11 protein-coding genes are annotated in these 18,356 nt (G+C 34.3%); 5 read left to right on the plus strand and 6 right to left on the minus strand.

Annotation, left to right across the window (positions count from 1 at the left end):
- Nucleotides 1-56 precede the first annotated feature (56 nt).
- Together ABWU28_RS04175 and mgtE are read right to left on the minus strand one after the other, a co-directional pair.
- A complete protein-coding gene (locus ABWU28_RS04175) occupies nucleotides 57-2,102 on the minus strand; it encodes an NB-ARC domain-containing protein (protein WP_353274975.1) in 2,046 nt (681 codons plus the stop codon).
- A 503-nt stretch (nucleotides 2,103-2,605) separates the two neighbouring features.
- Nucleotides 2,606-3,976: a magnesium transporter gene (gene mgtE / locus ABWU28_RS04180; RefSeq protein ID WP_007302783.1), complete on the minus strand. Its 1,371-nt coding sequence runs from the start codon at nucleotides 3,974-3,976 to the stop codon at nucleotides 2,606-2,608.
- A gap of 155 nt (nucleotides 3,977-4,131) precedes the next feature.
- Here mgtE and prfB point away from each other — a divergent pair.
- Nucleotides 4,132-5,233, plus strand: a protein-coding gene (gene prfB, locus ABWU28_RS04185; RefSeq protein WP_353274977.1) for a peptide chain release factor 2 whose coding sequence is annotated in 2 segments (ribosomal slippage) — nucleotides 4,132-4,197 and nucleotides 4,199-5,233 — 1,101 coding nt in all. Because the reading frame shifts where the segments join, the coding sequence is not laid out codon by codon here.
- A 174-nt stretch (nucleotides 5,234-5,407) separates the two neighbouring features.
- On the opposite strand, the gene ABWU28_RS04190 is transcribed toward prfB, so the two are convergent.
- Nucleotides 5,408-6,694, minus strand: coding sequence for a Na+/H+ antiporter NhaC family protein (locus ABWU28_RS04190; RefSeq protein ID WP_353274979.1), 1,287 nt, complete (start codon nucleotides 6,692-6,694; stop codon nucleotides 5,408-5,410).
- 173 nt (nucleotides 6,695-6,867) lie between these two features.
- On the opposite strand from ABWU28_RS04190, the gene ABWU28_RS04195 reads away from it, so the two are divergent.
- Together ABWU28_RS04195 and ABWU28_RS04200 are read left to right on the plus strand one after the other, a co-directional pair.
- Nucleotides 6,868-9,225, plus strand: coding sequence for an ankyrin repeat domain-containing protein (locus tag ABWU28_RS04195; RefSeq protein ID WP_149168896.1), 2,358 nt, complete (start codon nucleotides 6,868-6,870; stop codon nucleotides 9,223-9,225).
- A gap of 108 nt (nucleotides 9,226-9,333) precedes the next feature.
- Nucleotides 9,334-10,257: an RluA family pseudouridine synthase gene (locus ABWU28_RS04200; RefSeq protein ID WP_007302901.1), complete on the plus strand. Its 924-nt coding sequence runs from the start codon at nucleotides 9,334-9,336 to the stop codon at nucleotides 10,255-10,257.
- A 7-nt stretch (nucleotides 10,258-10,264) separates the two neighbouring features.
- On the opposite strand, the gene ABWU28_RS04205 is transcribed toward ABWU28_RS04200, so the two are convergent.
- Nucleotides 10,265-11,527, minus strand: coding sequence for an MFS transporter (locus tag ABWU28_RS04205; protein ID WP_007302900.1), 1,263 nt, complete (start codon nucleotides 11,525-11,527; stop codon nucleotides 10,265-10,267).
- A 177-nt stretch (nucleotides 11,528-11,704) separates the two neighbouring features.
- On the opposite strand from ABWU28_RS04205, the gene ABWU28_RS04210 reads away from it, so the two are divergent.
- Nucleotides 11,705-12,337, plus strand: a complete 633-nt coding sequence (locus ABWU28_RS04210; protein ID WP_007302899.1) for a glycoside hydrolase family 25 protein — start codon at nucleotides 11,705-11,707, stop codon at nucleotides 12,335-12,337.
- 98 nt (nucleotides 12,338-12,435) lie between these two features.
- Here the strand turns inward: ABWU28_RS04210 and aspS are convergent, their stop codons facing one another.
- Nucleotides 12,436-14,238 carry an aspartate--tRNA ligase gene (gene aspS / locus ABWU28_RS04215; RefSeq protein ID WP_012481816.1) on the minus strand — a complete coding sequence of 601 codons (1,803 nt, stop codon included), beginning with the start codon at nucleotides 14,236-14,238 and terminating at the stop codon, nucleotides 12,436-12,438.
- A gap of 177 nt (nucleotides 14,239-14,415) precedes the next feature.
- On the opposite strand from aspS, the gene ABWU28_RS04220 reads away from it, so the two are divergent.
- Nucleotides 14,416-15,747, plus strand: a complete 1,332-nt coding sequence (locus ABWU28_RS04220; RefSeq protein ID WP_353274982.1) for an ankyrin repeat domain-containing protein — start codon at nucleotides 14,416-14,418, stop codon at nucleotides 15,745-15,747.
- Nucleotides 15,748-15,807: 60 nt separating this feature from the next.
- Here the strand turns inward: ABWU28_RS04220 and mutS are convergent, their stop codons facing one another.
- Nucleotides 15,808-18,309, minus strand: a complete 2,502-nt coding sequence (mutS, locus tag ABWU28_RS04225; protein ID WP_052264659.1) for a DNA mismatch repair protein MutS — start codon at nucleotides 18,307-18,309, stop codon at nucleotides 15,808-15,810.
- Nucleotides 18,310-18,356: the final 47 nt, after the last annotated feature.

An 18,356-nucleotide genomic window follows, 5' to 3' on the forward strand; every position in this document is an offset into this window, starting at 1 on the left:
CCGTGTGCGGGAAATCTGCAAGCACGGTTCTTTAGGGGGAGTTGTAGTAATAAAACTCAAACGAGAGGAGTAAAGCTACAGCTTCTACCGAACAATACTAAAATAACATATGCTTGCTGTCCAACATTTTTTTCTTCTTTTATTTTATCAATGTTAACCTTCAAAGCTTTAAAAGATTTTTTATTAACAACTTGTGTCTCCAAAAAATCAGTTTTTGATTGCTGAGCTACTCTATATTCCTCCAGATATTCTCTAATACTAAGACCTTTTTGTTTAATGCATGATGTTGCTGCTTTCAAATCTAATGGAAAACAATTAAACTCTTCTATTAACTCTGATATAGATTTACCTTGTGATTCATCTTCCCCTAAGGCTTTTCGAGTAAATTCCTCGGCTTCTTCTTTTTTTAAATTACCCAACTTTATTTCTTCTATATCTTCTATTTCTTCTTTCCAATTCTTGTTAGGAGAAGTAATTAAAACGTAAGGTTTTTCTCTATTAGAAAAAACAGGAAAGCTTGATGGCAAAAAATTTTCAATCTCCTTATAACTACTAGCATCATCGAAAACAAACAAACTTTTTGTGTCTTGAAGATACTCATATACATCCTCGACAATAGATTTAATGTTTCTCTCTCTCCTTTGCTCACTTTTTCTAGAAATCCCTAACCTTTCAGCCAACCCATGAAATGAATTTGAAAGCTTGTTATATGACGAGGCATCTATCCACATAATCCTTGCCCAAGTACCCTTACGCCTTTCACTAAACCCATAGCCTCTAGCAAGTTCGCTTTTCCCTATTCCAGACTTCCCACTAATTAAGACTACTCGTGACATTTTTACTTCTTGACTACTACTGTGTAACCTTAGGTTCAAATTTTTTACCACCTCTTTTCTTTCAATGAAATTTTCTGGTGTCTTGCCAAAACTATAGGAAAATTGACGCCTATCTTCATCTTGTTTTCTAAGATGTTCTTTTACATCTTCTATATCTTTCCTTTTCACAGGATCTTGTCCATTAATCTCCTTTAATATAAAACGAGCTAATTCTTCTTTTTTTTCATCATTTAAAATATACACATATCCTTCTATGGGTGCTTTAATGGATACATACTTTTGTTTTACCTCTTCCCACTTTCTTAACTCCCATTCAAAGGGAAGCCGATAGCCGTATTTTTCAGCACATCTATATTCCTCTAGATTATGTTCCTCAGAATTATATTGATAATAATTAACAGTTTCATCTTCTTCTTTTTTCTTTATTCCTACCCATTCATACAATTCTGAGGTTACTAAACTTTCACCACCTTGCTCATCTTTTATTTCATATCCAGGACGCGTAAAATATCCTTTCTTTTTTGACTTATCTAGAACAACACCTTGTGTTATAAGATCAACAGAAAAGTCTTGTTCCTCAGAAGTTAAAAGGTAATTCATTGTTCTATGTACAGCATCTATTGCTAACTTCTTAACTCTCCTATGATAAAAAGAGGGATTGATATCTACAACCTTTATGAATGGTTCCTCAAACCTGTGAAAAATTTCTAAGCCAGCTTTTACTAAAATCTCTCTCATTTCAGCTTTGTAGCAAGGTATAATTATTGTAAAAATATTTTTCGCTCTTTTCTTATGCTGTTTTCCTATAACACAATAATTGATACTCTCATTAACTTTAACACTAAATAATTTTAGTGGACTTGCTGGAATAGTATTATTCAAAATAGAATTAAAGCTGGCTGAAACTTTACTTATTTTTTGTATATTTGAATCTGGTTCTGCCTCCTCAAAATATTTAGATAATTTTTCCTCGAATTCTTTAACAAAAGTCTTAACAAAAAAAGTTGCTTTTTCCACTACTTCATTATCTGTAAGACTTATAACATTGGCTGTATCATTCGATGCGCTATACCATACACTACCGCTGCTTATAGATGAAGATCTTGTTACTCCAAGACTCTCTTGACTTGGTCCACACTGAAGTTCTCCACTAGATAATCTATCTTCATGATCAAGACCTCCTTTTGCTCCTATTGTTGACTCATCATCTACATAATCAATTCGATCATCTGCTACTTGTTCTCCTTTATTTCCTTTACCTAACATAAAACCCCCTATATTTTAATATTCATACTTGATTATTTTACCGTAAATCTCTTTTCTGAAGATTGGTTTTAATATCTAATTCATTTGATTCTTATACAGCTGTACTAAACTGCTCTACAAATTTACTGTAGAAACCTCACGGTAACCCCAGGTAACTTTAATTGCTGAGTAACAGTGTGCTTTTCTTTTGACTTCTGACTAAATTAGATATACTCTTAAAAAATCGAGAATTGCTTTCTGAGTGATATACATAATACAATGCATCTAACTCACACCTCATGTTTTCATTACGTTAGACTGCATTGTAGCTAAAAAGATCTAGCAAAGCAAGAATTTTTTTGCATACTTTAGCATCTTATTTTAGTTTTTATTTTAAAACTAAAGCAGCTCAGTTTCATGTACTTTTACTTCTTTATCGACTGTTATTTTTCTTCTTCAATGCACCTGTGAGTAATGATAACGTGGCAGTTAAAGCTTGTAAAGCAATTTTTATATAGCAAGATTCAGCTATTTAATAAAAAGATCGTGGCTAGACCAAAAAATATAAGAGCTGAGAGAATATCAGTTGTTGCTGATGTTAAGATTGAAGACGAAACAGCAGGATCGGATCTTAAACGATGAAGCATTATAGGAATAAAAGTGCCGATAAATGTTGCAATGATCGACATTGCAATCATGGAAACTACGAAAATGATCTCTACTTTTAAACTATGGAACCTTATTGCTAATACTACGAGCGAAATTGTAGATAAAATCACTCCATTTATAAGACCTATTAAAAATTCTTTCATCAGTATTCTTTTTGCATTTTGCTCAGTTAGATATTTTGTTGCGATTGCCCGGATAGTTAGTGTTACTGTTTGGGATCCTGCATTTCCGCTCATCGATGCAATGATTGGCATAATTATTGGCAGTACTATAAAACTTTGTATTACGTTATCGAAAAAGCCAACTACTATAGAACATATTGTTGCAGCTAAGAGGTTAAACAGTAACCAAGGTAGTCTTTTAATTATAGTTTTATGTATAGGGGCATTTATATCAGATTTAGAAGATACACCGCTTATTTTAAGCACATCCTCTTCTGCTTCTTGTTGAACAATTTTGATTACATCTTCAATAAGGATTACACCTATAATTTTACCATTCTTATTTACTACTGGAGCTGATAATAGAGAGTAATCTTTAAATATTCTTGCTACTTCTTCTTGGTCCATTCCAGTTTTAATTATTTTTATATCTTGACTCATTATCTCTTTTATTATTGTTTCTCCTGAGTGAGATATTACCTTATTTAAGTTGAAAATGCCTATGGGTTCTAATTTTGAGTTAATGATGAAAATTTGATAAAATGTTTCTGGTATTTTTTTATAGTTGCGCAAGAATTCCATTAGCTGATTTATCGTCCAATAATATGGAGCTATAACCATATTTTTATGTATCAACCTTCCTGCACTTTCTTCTGGGTATGATAACAATTCCTCTACTAATTTTTGAGTTGCATTGGGTAAGTAGTTAAGTATATTTTCTATAGACTTTCTATCTAAATCTTTCACTATAGCTACTATGTCTTCTATATCAAGAAGCATTAGTAACTTTGCTGTATTTTCTATTCCCAATATTTCTATGATCTCTACTTGTAAATCTGGTACTACATGTACTAAGGCATCACTTAACAAATGTTGATCGAGGATATTAACTAATTTCTCCCTGTGATCATTGATCGAAGTAGATAAAAAATAAGCTAACTGAACGCTATCTATCGTTTTTACAATATTACGAACATTCTCTAATTCTTGATTATCGAGAGACTCTATTAAATCATCAATAGCCTTTTTGTCTAAACCATAATGAGAACTTGTTTTAATATTCATTACTTTACCTTATTTTTTTAATAAATATACACACTTGATTTTATTGAACATTCAAGTATAATAAAATTATTTTGAATTAACTATTATATGGTTAAATTTCTATTTTGTTTGCTGTTATTGTTAGTGATAATAAATATATTAAAGTCTAAAGTATAATGAAAACCCATCCAGAAATCCTTGAATACTTTCAAGGCTTAAATAAAAGTATTTCTCTTATCAGGAGGTGTCTTTGACATAGAAAAATTGAAGTTGCGTCTTGAAGAGCTGGATTCTCAAGCGTCGAATGATAATCTGTGGCAAGATAATCAAAAAGCACAAGAGATTTTAAAAGAACGCTCTAAAATTAAGCATGAAATAGAATCGTTTTCAAAGCTAGAAAGCGATTACAACGATTCTATCAGCTTGATGAAATCTGCTATTGATGAGAATGATGAAGAATTTTTTTCTGAAGTTAAAGGTGAGTTAGTAAAGCTAGAGAAATTAATCAAACTTAAAGAGACAGAATCCTTATTTACTGGTGAAGCAGATAACAATAACTGCTTTTTAGAAATCCACTCAGGAGCCGGTGGAACAGAGAGCAATGATTGGACTGAGATGCTCATGCGCATGTATACAAGATGGGCAGAAATTTATCACAATTTTAAAGTTGAAGTTGTAGAAAAATTAAATGGTGATGCAGTTGGTATAAAATCTACAACAATAAAGATCATCGGAGAAAAAGCTTACGGGTGGGCAAAAAGCGAAAGTGGAGTTCATAGATTGGTTAGAATATCACCATTTGATGCAAATGGTAAACGTCATACCAGTTTTGCAAGTGTAGGAGTAACTCCAGTGATTGAAGATTCAATAGATATTGTTGTGGATGAAAAGGATTTAAAGATCGACACTTACCGTGCTTCTGGAGCAGGTGGTCAGCATGTCAATAAGACTGAAAGCGCGGTACGTATTACGCATATTCCAACAGGCGTTGTAGCTCAATGCCAAAATGGTCGTTCTCAACATAAAAATAAAGATGAAGCACTTAAACTACTTAAAGGACGTTTATATCAAATTGAATTGGAAAAAAAAGAACAGAAAATGGCCGAAGAATATGGCAAGAAATGCGATATAGGTTGGGGCAGTCAGATCAGATCGTATGTTATGCATCCATATCAAATGGTAAAGGATTTAAGGACTGGACATGAAGTTGGCAATATAAATTCCGTTTTTGATGGCAATATAGATTGTTTCATAGTTAGTGTATTGGAGTTAAAATGAGATTTATTAAAAAGCTAAGTTTTATGCTCTGCTAATAAGGGGAAAAGAAAACCAAAATCTATTGAGAAAAATGGAACAATTTTGTGAATATATCTATTATCCAAGTAGCTGATGAAAATGGCAACTCGTTTCTTATGGGCACAAAAATGTAATATGAAGAGAAATCTTCGTACATTAAGTTGTAGCCGCGCAACGTCTGCCATTGATGATTATTTCACCTACTGTAACTGCTGCTAAAATAAAGCAGTAATAAACTTGTGTTAACAAAGAAATAGGTGAGACAGAAGCAATGCTACCTGCTAGCAGCAGCTGGGAACCATAAGGCAAAATGCCTTTTGTAACGCAAGCAAAAATGTCTAACAAGTATGCACTACGGTATGACGGAATATTATGCTTTTGCGCGAGCCTTTTTGCAATATCGCCACTTAATAAAATAGCAATGGTATTATTAGCAACTAAAACAGTAAACATAGATGCTATGCCCGCTATTACAAATTCAGCTTTAGTTTTTGTGATATTGCTTTCATCGATAAGTTTGTGTAATGCCTTTTGACCCTGCTTGTACATTATATGACTCAATCCGCCAATAAATAGAGCAAATATCACTATCTCGTTTACTTTTTTGAAACCGTCATATATGTCATGAGAGAGTTGAATGATAGTATAGTCAAAAAAAGTCATCCCTAATACACTAGCAACAATTATATTTATAGTTATTGTTACTAAAGTAGTAACTTCAAATAACCCCATGATTATTAAAGAAATATAAGGAATAATCTTTATTACTGATAAATAATCTAAATTTGATGTAGGAATAATTTTTGTACTATCTGCCATAATTACCAGATAGACAAGCGTTATAATGCTGGCAACAAATGCTACTTTAGAATTCACTTTAAGTTTATCCTTTATCGTGGCCCCCTGTGAAGAAACAGATGCAATAGTAGTGTCAGATATCATTGAAAGATTATCACCAAATACGGCACCTCCAACTACAGTTGCAGTTCCTATTTCAAGACCAAAAGCCCCATTTTTTGCTAAGTTAACAGCTATTGGTACCATTAATACAACAACTCCCATAGACGTACCAATTGCAGTTGATATAAAAGCGGAAGCCAAAAATACTCCAGGCAGTAGTAATCTTGCTGGAAGGAATTTGAGAATTAAATCAGCAACAGTATCTGCACTACCAATTGATTGAGTCACCACAGAAAATGCTCCAGAAAATAGAAAAGTTAAACACATAGTAAGGGTGTTTTTATCGCCCATACCCTCGATGACAGTATCGATGTGACGTTGAATTTTACCTGCACTGCATGCAACAGCAAAAAATAGCGCCGGTAGTAGGCAAATTACCGGTGAAACTTGGCGAAGCGGATTATCAATTCCAATAAAGAAAAAATAGACACCACTTCCAAGGTATAAGATTAAAAAAATAACCAAAGGAAAAAAAGCTGTCATTTTACTGCCTTAAAAGCTATGATTATAATCAATTAAGTGATTTCAGGCAAGCTTGGTTTTCTGTAAGTTAATAACAGTCCTTTTAGACTCTCAAGTTACGCTATGGAAAATGCGTTGACTATTCTACCATAATATATAGCATCAAAAAATACTCTATAGTATGAGGTAAAGCCATGGTAATGACATATGAACAGTGGAACATAATATTAGGTGTAATTGATCAAGAGGTAAATTTAAGTGAAGACAATGTAATTGAAAGAATAAAAGAGCTATTAAAGGAAGTAAAGATACTAGGGCAAGCAGAAATATTAAGAATGTTAGAAGAGATATCGCATGGATTAGAAGTACCAAGCAAGATTCCAAGAGTACAAGAGACACAAGAGCCATTAAAAAAGAGACTAAAGGTGGTAAATGTACCGCAGACAAAAGAAGAAGCAAAAAAGATACTAAAGGAGTCAAGGGTATCAAATGCTCAACAGATGGTAAAAAGAATGCTAAAAAGGTTAGGTGTACAAGAGACATCAGAAGAATCAAAAGCAGTGGCGCTAGAGGATGTGCTAAATGCACGAAAGATCTCAGAAAAGGTACCAGTGATGCTAGATGTAGGAAAGATATTAGAGACACTAAAGGCACTAAAGAGAGCAAGTAAAAATGTGTATAGAGAGTGGGAGAAAAATAAGTTTGATGTAAATCATTGGTTTAAAGTAGATTGTTTGCATGAACGCTTTTCATACACGTTATTGTATTTAGCTATTGATTTTAAGCTGAACAATTTAATAAATGCTATGCTTAAAGTAAAAGGAATCGATATTAATGCACCAAGTCCGTTTTCCGAATGGACTGCTTTACATTGGGCTGTTGAAGATAGGAACACAGAAGTAGCACGCAAGCTAATAGAAAAAGGGGCAAATGTTAATCAGTTGGATTCATCTCAACGAACTACTTTATATCAGCCAGCTGTAAATGGCGATATAGAAATAACAAAAATCTTAGTAAAAAATAATGCAGATGTTAATGCAGAGGATCTAGCGAGATTGACTGCTTTATATAAGGCTGCCGATAATGGCCATGAAGAAGTAGCAAAGTACTTAATGGAGAATGGAGCAGATGTTAAGAAGAATGGAGCGCTTAAACTTACTCCTTTACATATTGCTGTTGCAAATGTTGATGAAGCAATGGTGAATTGTATAATAAAAAATGATAAGAATATTGTTGAAAATATTGAGATAGTAGATGTATTTGGATGGAGTCCTTTATATTGGGCTGCTGCAAAGAATAATACATTAATATTAGAGATCCTATTACAGGCCACATCACGATATAGAGCAAGTGTTGATATAGAGGATAAGTTAATTGGGCGATCTCCCTTACATATTGCTGCTACGAATGATAATGTGGAAGCAGTAGAGCTCTTAATAAACTATGAAGCAAATGTTAACCATAAGGATGCATGGGGATGGACTCCTTTTAATTGTGCTGCCGCAAAAGGCAATAGAAAAGTAATGAATTATCTAATAGCCCATGGAGCAAGTATTGAGACAAATGATCCACAGAAAATATTACTTTCTATTTGTCCATATAATTATCTAGAAGCAGTAACTACTATAACACAACTTGGAATATGGAAGGATGTGATGAAATTGATGGTAGCTGAGTTTTTACGTTGTGCTGCCGGACATGGTGATACACTAATGGTACATGCTCTATTAGAATCTGGAATAAATGCTAATGCACGTGACGATTTAGAATCAACTGCTTTACATAAAGCTGCCAAAGGTGGCCATGCGGAAGTAGTAAGGACCTTAATTTTATATGGAGCAAATGTTAATGCACAGGATAGCTCAGGGCAATCTCCTTTAGCTTATGCTTTCGAACATAGACACTGGATAGTAGTAATGACTTTACTATGTTATGGCGCAAGTACTTTATTGCCTGATCACTGTGGTGAAACTGTAAGAGATTTAGCTGAACATCAAGGCATAAGTAATCTTCTAGTGGAAGCAGAACAAAGAGCACTAGATATACTTACGCGGCTTAACTTAGAATCAAGTATACTCAGAAACAAAAAATTAATGACAGTGCAACACATAGAATCACATATGTTGAGAGAAATAGAATCACATAATCTATCTATCAGCTTTGAACGTATGATAAGAGATCAAGCTAATCAAATTGAACAATTACAGTATAACGCTAAACTTAATGAAAAAGGAGTAGCATTTATAACTGACCACATTAAATGTGTGCAGTTAGAGACTAACACTAAAGCGTGTTCAGCTGAAATGGATGGAGTAAAAGAACAAATATTACATAGTCCTTGCAGGTGGTCATATCGCACTAAAAATGTTAATGTAAGAAGAGTAACATCTTTAGCTAACGGCATTGAGTGTATGAAGTTAGGGCCTAACACTGAAGCGTGTCAAGGCCCTAGTACTAAAGAGCCTAATACTCACCTCTCTATGATCGAGAAACTATCATTGTTACCACTTTACTCAGCTGTAGGAAAATATGAAGCCGTTATAAATAGTTAAATAATCCTCTAAATTCCAGCACGTAGCACTCGATGCAAGTAGCTGAAACTGAGAAGTACATTAGGTATGTTAGATTTTAGTTTACACAATAAAATTTTTATAAGTAAGATGTCAGAAGGTATCAAAACCATATTAGTAGAAGACAATAATGTTAGGCTCGATAGGTACATTAGAAGAATTTTTCCCAATTTGAAACAATCTGCAATTGAGAAGTCTTTAAGGAAAGGATTAATCAAGGTTGATAATTGCACGGCAAAATCCAGCGATAGGGTAAGCTCTGGGCAAACTATAATGATAAGATACTTAGACTATATTGAGAACACTAATTCTGACTGCAAATATAATGAAAAGTTAGTGAATCTACTAAGAGAGAACATATTATATGAAGACGAATATATACTAGCTATAAACAAACCCGCAGGGGTCATTGTTCAAGGCGGCATAAAGGTAAAAATTAGCATTAGTGATTTACTTGACCAAATAAGAGAGAGAGAAATATTTAAAATTGTTCACAGGCTGGATAGGGATACAAGCGGAGTAATAATATTCGCACGCAATGCCAGCGTTGCCAAATACCTTATGGAAGAATTTAAAGGACGGAGGATAAAAAAAACTTACCTAGCATTAACTTTTGGTATACCGAGCAAAGATAATGGAACAATAGACTATCCGTTGGTGAAAAAATATATTTCAGGGCAAGAAAAAGTAGTCGTTGATGAAGATTCACCTCAAAATGCCACTACGCATTTTTTAATTATAGCAAGGTTAAAACATAATGTTGCTTATTTAAAATTACAACCAATTACTGGCAGAACTCATCAATTACGTGCACATTTAGCTCATATAAATTGTCCTATTCTTGGTGACGGTAAATATGGCGGTAAAAAAGCTTTTATTGATGGAGTAGCAAATCAGATTCACCTACATTCATATTCTTTGTCTTTAAAATTGCCAAATAATAAAGAAGTCACTATTACTGCTCCTGTCCCTAAACATATCGAAAAATCTATTGAAGCGCTATCTTTTGACTAAAGCGATTTCACCAATCAATTTTTTTGTCTTTGGCTTTAATTTGAAGTACAGATATTAGGCTAATCAATGCACAAACAGTAAGGTAAATCCCTGCGGCAAGTTTTGTTTCGGTTTTTTCTATAAGCCACATGCATATCGATGGAGAAAGGCCGCCAAAAATACCTGCAGATATGTTATGTGCGAGGCTAAAGCCGGTGCACCTAACTTTTGTTGGAAATAACTCGCAGGCAAGAGAATTATATATTCCAAAAGATGCACCTATCGGCACACTTATCAACAGAAAAGAGAGCGTGACAATATAGTGGTTATCATTTGATAATAGCGAAAGTACCGGCAAACCGGCGCAAGCTAGAGCTACTAATGTAGGAATCATTACATTTTTTCTTCCAACTTTATCAGACAGTATTGCAAATAGCACTGCGGACGTTCCAAATGTAATTTCAACTATAATCCTTACTACATTTTTAATATCAATACCTGACAGAGTAAGCGCTTTTACAGATATGTTATAAAACATTATTACCGAATAAACGATTGCATTTTGAGCGATACCAAGCCCAATTGCTAATATAAATGCTTTTTTGTAGGTTTTGATTAATTCTAAAAATGGAGAATCAGATAAGCTTCTATTTTGATCATGAATTTTATATGCTAAGCTCTCTTCCATTATATATCTTGTTAAAAAGCCTATTATGCCCATAATGAAGCAGAAATAGAAGGGCAACCTCCAGCCCCAAATTTCATAATTTTCACCTGTAAACTTTTTGCAAATAGCTATCATTACAAAGCATGTGATAGAACCGAGAGCACCACTAAACGCTTTCATGCTCCCTAAGAATCCTAGATTTTTTTTATCGCTTGAATGCTCTATTAAAAAAGCAGAGTTAACACTTGTTTCTCCACCTGCTGCCATTCCTTGTACTATCCTACAAAACAGAAGCAGTATAGGAGAAAATATTCCTATTTCTCTAAAGCTAGGTATAACCGCAATTGCAGTAGACGATATCGAAGCTAATATTACGGAAGTCAGTAAAATTTTCCTCCTGCCATACTTATCTCCAATGTAACCAAAAATAAACGCACCAAGTGGTCTAAATCCAAAGCCAATTGCAAAACTGCCAAGGAATTTGATTTTTTTTATGTAGTCGCTTTCTGATGAAAAAAAAACGTCACTTATTATATGCGTCAAAACTCCAAACAGAGTTATTTCATACCATATAATCATATTGCAGATTATACTTGATAGTATTGCTTTTTGAATATCGCTCATAATTTTTAACTCACTATAATTTAACTTACTAATAACAAGTATTTTTGTCTATAGATTGTAGTTTAGAACTTTGTAACTGTTTTAGTATAAAATTGTTTACAATATGCTCACAAGATATTCATTAAATTTTCACTATTATATTCTATATTCAACATTTATTGTAATTATGAGGTTAGTATGAGTGAAAAAGGTATAGACGTATCTCATTGGAATGGAGAGATTGATTGGTTGAAAGTTGCAAAGGATGAGGTAAGGTTTGCATTTGCCAAAGCAACTGAGGGAGAAACTTTTCAAGACACTAAATTTGGACAAAATTTTCAAAGTATGAAAGATAATAATGTGCAAGCTGGGGCATATCACGTATTTAGGATGACCTCAACACCTGAAGGTCAGTTGAATAACATAGTTAACGAACTTAAAAAAGCTAATTTTGAGCCAGGTACAAATAAGTTAGCTGTTAGTGCTACAACTGGTATTTGCGAAGGAAGAACAACAAAATGTGATGATCCTACAAAACACACTAACACACAGAGAGCCGAAAAACTTCATTCTTTATTGACTCAATTGAATGAAAAAGGATACAGTCCAATTGTATATGCTTCACCAAAAACGTGGAATGATTACTATACACAAGAAGAACATAATTTTTCTCACTACCCATTATGGGTTGCTGATTGGAGAGGAAGATCGGAGCCTGAATTACCTAAAGATTGGAAGGATGCGGGTAAAAACTATACTTATTGGAATTACACCTCTCAAGGAGAAGTAAACGGAATAGAGGGCCAAGTCCCGCTAGACCAAACTTTTTGATATCCTAAAACTATAAAGTAGTGCTAGGGCCTAGCACTACTTTAACAGAATTCAATATTCTTGTTTTTTCCCCACCTAAACTCAAGTTATATACAACTTTATTCAACAACCTTTAAAGACAACTCACGTAAATGCTTATCATCTACTTTAGAAGGAGCGCCCATTAGAACATCTTCTCCTTGCTGATTCATAGGAAAACAGATTACTTCACGAATATTCGGCTCATCTGCAAGTAGCATAACCATTCTATCAACCCCTGGCGCTATTCCACCATGAGGTGGCGCTCCAAACCTGAATGCACGCACAAGCGCGCCAAATTTTGTATCAACTTCCTCTTTACTGTAGCCTGCAATGGCAAAAGCTCTGTACATAATATTCAGTTTGTTATTACGAATTGCTCCACTTGACAGCTCTATTCCATTGCAAACAAGATCATATTGGTAAGCAAGGATATCCAGCGGATCTTTTTCTTCTAAATCTTTCAAGCCACCATGTGGCATAGAGAATGGGTTGTGAAAGAAATCTATTTTTTTGCTCTTATCGTCATATACAAAATATGGAAAATCAATAATCCAACAGAATTTGAAGATATCGTCATCTATTAATCCCAATTCTGAACCTAAAAGAGTGCGCACTTTCCCTGCAATTGTTGCTGCTTCATTTTCCTTATCAGAAGCAAAAAATACACTATCTCCGGGCTTTACATTCGTTATTTCTTTTATGGAATTTAGCCTATTGTCATCGAGGAATTTAGCAATTGGCCCTTTTGCGATGCCATCTTTATCAAACGTTATATATCCAAGACCTTTAGCACCGAATTCTTTTTGCGCATGTTCTATTTTTTTATCAAAAAAACTGCGTGGTTCCTCTGCTGTTTTAGGAGCAGGGATGGCTCTGACTACCATACCTCGCTCGATATTGCTTTTGAAAATATTGAACTCTGAATCACGGAAAATCTCTGTAACATCGCTGATTAATAATGGATTACGCAGATCTGGCTTATCAGATCCATATTTGAGCATTGCTTCTTTGTATGTAATACGTGGAAAATCTTTATCAACTGATTTGCGAGAAAATTTGGCAAACACTTTATATAAGGTAGATTCAATAACCTGAAATATATCTTCTTGAGTTACAAAAGACATTTCAAGATCTAGCTGATAAAACTCCCCAGGAGAACGGTCAGCCCTTGCGTCCTCATCACGAAAACAAGGTGCAATTTGAAAATATTTATCAAACCCTGAAACCATAAGCAACTGCTTAAAAATCTGTGGAGCTTGTGGTAATGCATAGAATTTACCAGGATTTAGTCTGCTTGGCACTAAATAATCACGTGCTCCTTCAGGAGAAGAGGCAGTAAGTATGGGAGTTTGAATATCTAAGAATCCTTGCTCTATCATGAGCCTCCTGAGCTCTGAAATGATCTGTGAACGTAGAATAATGTTATTACGAACCTTTTCACGTCTTAAATCAAGAAAACGATATTTAAATCTCATGTTTTCTGGGTATTCTTGCTCACCGGCGATACTTGCTAATATACTCCTTTCTTCTTTTGCTATTTCTTCATCACAGTGGAACTCAACTTCAGATTCAACTTGTAAATTACTAACTATAACTTCAATTTCTCCTGTGGAAATAGAGCTATTTACCGTATCTTCAGTTCTAGCTTTGACTATTCCTGTGACAGTAATCACACTTTCTGATTTTAAATTCGAAATTTCATCAAAAAAATCTTTATCGTTATTGAATACCAACTGAGTAATCCCATGAAAATCTCTTAAATCAACAAAGATTAGGTTACCATGGTCACGTTTACGGTACAGCCACCCAGAGAGAGTAACTTCCTTTTCTACATCATTCTTCCTTAATTCATTACACTCGTGAGTTTTATAACAGTTCATTTAATTGAAATTTCTAGAATACAAAAAGATTATAAAATAAATTAACCTTTGGGCAAGATAATATCTAAAGATCCTTTACAAGCAATTCTGATTTAGATATACTTTTTTATTATGTGTGTTGAGGTGTATTTATGAACCCTGAAGAATTAAAAGAAATTTTAGCTAAAAATAGAGAGGGTGAATGCTGTAATAAAAGATCTTGTTGATACTGTCACCAAAAATGATTTAGAAAAAGTAAAGTCAATTTTTGAGGAAAATAGTTCCATTATTCGAGATGTTGTCACTGAGGTTAATTCCCAAAGCGGTACAAATTTATTAAAGTGTTCTACTAATAACAAAATGGCCGAATATCTAATAGAAAAGGGTATAAGCTTTAGCGCTGCAGTCACAAAGGCAGTTAAAAGAAGAGATTTAGAGTCAGTAAAATCAATCTGTCAGATTAACAGCTTAATAGCTAAAGATGAGTTATCGCAAAATCCTGAGCCACTAGAATCTGCAACTTATGATCACAAATTTAATGATAAAATTGCAAGGTATTTGATTGAACAAGGTGCAAATCCTAATGCAACTGATCATCTTGGTCGTTACTTACTTCATCTGCAAACTGCACAAGGCAATTTCGAAGGAGCTAAGGCTTTAATAGAAAACGGTGCGGATGTTAACTTAATAAATCAAGAGGTAAAAAGCTATCAGAACTTAATTATTGGTGGTAGTGCGTTAAAGGGTCAAACTGTGTTGAATTTTGCAATTATAATATATTACAGACATAAAGACATAGACGATCAAAAATCTGATAAAACCTTAAAATTTATAAGTTATTTAATAGAACACAAAGCAAACTTAAATATCAAAGATTGTAATGAGATGGTCCCTTTAGATATTGCTATATTTCATAATTCTCCAAAGATAGTAGAATTATTGATAAAAGCTGGTGCTGATCTTAATGTTGGAAGGAAAAAAGCAGAAGGTGTTTTAAAGTATGCAATTACTGAAGGGCATATAGATATAGGGAAAGCTACAATTCGATATATTTTGGAACATGACTCACACTGGTTAACAACTTCAAATAAACCAGATCTTCTCAATGACCAACAAGAGTTATCAAACTATTGGGATGAATATAAAGCTCAAGTTAAAGAGCTTCATGATATAGTGGGAGATAGAATTGACTTGACTGGTGACGGCTCTACCCGTCCTATAATGAGAACAGTGAGTGGCTTTTTAGATCATGAAAGTAGAAAAAATCTAGTAAAATCATCATTTATATCTAGTGCTGAGGCACCAGAAAATTTTTGTCCGAGAAAGCTGGCTGTTATAAGTGTAGCTGCAATAACTTGCGCTTTAGCATTATATTTTCTTGCTCCATTAATCATTGGGTCTTCTGCTGGAATTGGTACTCAACTAGCATTAGGAGCTGTAGGTGCAGTTGTAGGTGGTGGAATTGGAATCTTGACTAATGTGGCAATCGATCAATGCTACGTTAATTCAGTTACTCAGAAAGCTGACTAAAATTAAAGCGCCATAGATTGCTAAAATCCATAATTGTGGAGTAATATAATGTTACTTTCCTCAAGCCTTTAGCTCCTCAAATACTTCTCTTGCTCTGTTTAAAACAGAATCAGGAAAACCAGCAAGTTTTGCTACATGTATTCCATATGACTCATCTGCAATGCCTTCAATTACTTCATGTAAAAAGATGACTTCTCCTTTCCATTCTTTTATTTTCATACAAAAACATTTCACATTTTCTAAGTATTCACCTACTTTAGTCAATTCATGATAATGAGTTGCAAAAATGGCGCGGCACTTATTTACATTGTGAATATGTTCAATCACTGCCTGTGCAATAGATAATCCATCATACACCCCTGTGCCCCTACCAATTTCATCAAGTATCACCAAGGAACGGTCCGTTGCCTGATTTACTATCGTTGCTGTTTCGATCATCTCTACCATGAAGGTAGAATAACCAGCTGTTATATTATCCGTTGCGCCAACCCTGCTGAATATCTTGTCAATCACTCCTACATGCGCACTCTCTGCTGGCACAAATGACCCCATGTGAGCTAAAACTGCAATGAGAGCGTTTTGCCTCAAGAAAGTGCTTTTTCCAGCCATATTAGGACCAGTAATTAGATGTATACCAGCTAAATTGATGCTATTTGCAATGAATTTATCGTTAACTTCAACCACTGGGTGTCTTCCGCTACAGATATTGAACTCTTTGCTGTCATCAATAATGGGTTTTACGTAATTATTTTGCACTGCAAGCTCTGCAAATGCGGTTCTAATATCAAGTTTTGCCAAAGCATTTGCAGCAAGAGCAATTTTTTCAGATTCTTTAGCGACTTCACTACACAGTTCACTAAAAATTTTCATTTCTAAGCCGATTGCAGCATCACGTGCCGTAAGAATTTTATTTTCTAGTTCTTTCAATTCATTAGTAGTGTAGCGCATGCTATTTGCTAAGCTTTGTCTATGAATAAATATATCCGAAGTTATTTTGTGATTTGCCGACACTTCAACGTAATAACCAAGTATATTGTTGTGTAATATTTTGAGTGCAGCAATGCCAGTTAGGTCGCGATAAGATTCACGGAGCTTAGTTACCAACTTGTTACTGTTGTTCAATATATAAGATAACTCAGATAATTCTGAGTTGTATTTTGGATTGATAAATCCTCCTTCTTTTACGGAACTGAGGTTGTTATCAAGTATAGCGCTGTTTAGAAGCTCGAATAGATCTTTATGATTACCAAGACTTTTATGTATTGTGCTTAGTTCACTCTCGTCACTACTTATCACCTGAACTGGTTCCTTTTCTCTGGTCAAGCACTGGAATGACATCTGAGAGTTAATTTCTGATTTTTCACTTAAACAATAATTATGCAAGGTAGACAGAAACTCAGACAATTCTAAAGTCTTTCCTAGGCCTATTTTCAATAGGTTCATATCCTTTGGTGAACCACGCCCTAGTATTAAGCGCGATAAAGACCTTTCAATATCCGGAATGTTAGATAATATCTCTCGTATTTTTCTGCGTGAATCATGATTATTTACAAAAAATTGAGCGGTGCTGAGCCTCAAATTAATTGCCTTAGAGCAAGCAAGGGGTGAAGCTAGCATTTGTTTGAGCAGGCGTCCACCAGAAGCTGTAACTGTATGATCAATAACTGAAATTAGTGAACCTTTCTTTTCACCAAATTGAGTTGAAAACAACTCAAGATTTCTCCTTGCTGAAGCATCAATAAGCATGAAATTTTGTTGCTTATAGGTTTTTGGGAATTCAAGCCTTGGAATGGAGCCCCTTTGCGTTACTCTGACATATTCAAGCAGTGCACCACACGCCATGATTTCTACTTTGCTGAAATTTCCTATACTCCCAAGTTCCCTGATTTTATAAAACTCGCATAATGTTCTGTGAGATTTACTATACTCAAAAAAGCTCTGTGCGTGTTGCGTAATTGATATTTTATAATTTTTTAAAATCGATCTAATTTTTTCATCCTCAGTGAATTTTTCAGAAATTAATAATTCTCTTGGTGATATACGCAATAAATCACTATCTAGAGCTTTCAAACTCGTTAAAGTGTGAAAAAATTTTCCCGTCGATAATTCAAGCCAACTAATAGCATATTCGTCATTTTGTTCAACTATGGATGCGAGATAATTATTGCTTTTATCCTCCAGTAGTGAATCTTCTATAATTGTACCTGGAGTTACAACTCGCACTACATCACGCTTTACTATGGATTTATAGCCCCTCTTTTTTGCTTCATCAGCAGTTTCTAATTGGTCACAGATTGCTACTTTGAATCCTAAATCTATTAGCTTGTGTAGGTAAGATTCGCTACTGTGTGCTGGCACTCCACACATTGGTATTTCTTGCCCATTTGAATTGCCCCTCTTGGTTAGCACTATATTCAGCAATTTCGCAGCTTTAATAGCATCATCGAAAAACAATTCATAAAAATCGCCCAGTCTATAAAACAATAGATGATCCGTGTATTGAGCTTTCAAATTTAAATATTGCTCCATTACAGGGGTATTTTTTTCTCTTATTAAGTTCATAACATTTTTAAATATGTTAGCAGCAAACCACTTACTCTGGTGTTGGT

The sequence above is a fragment of the Wolbachia endosymbiont (group B) of Pilophorus perplexus genome, from assembly GCF_964028155.1.
Classification (GTDB): domain Bacteria; phylum Pseudomonadota; class Alphaproteobacteria; order Rickettsiales; family Anaplasmataceae; genus Wolbachia.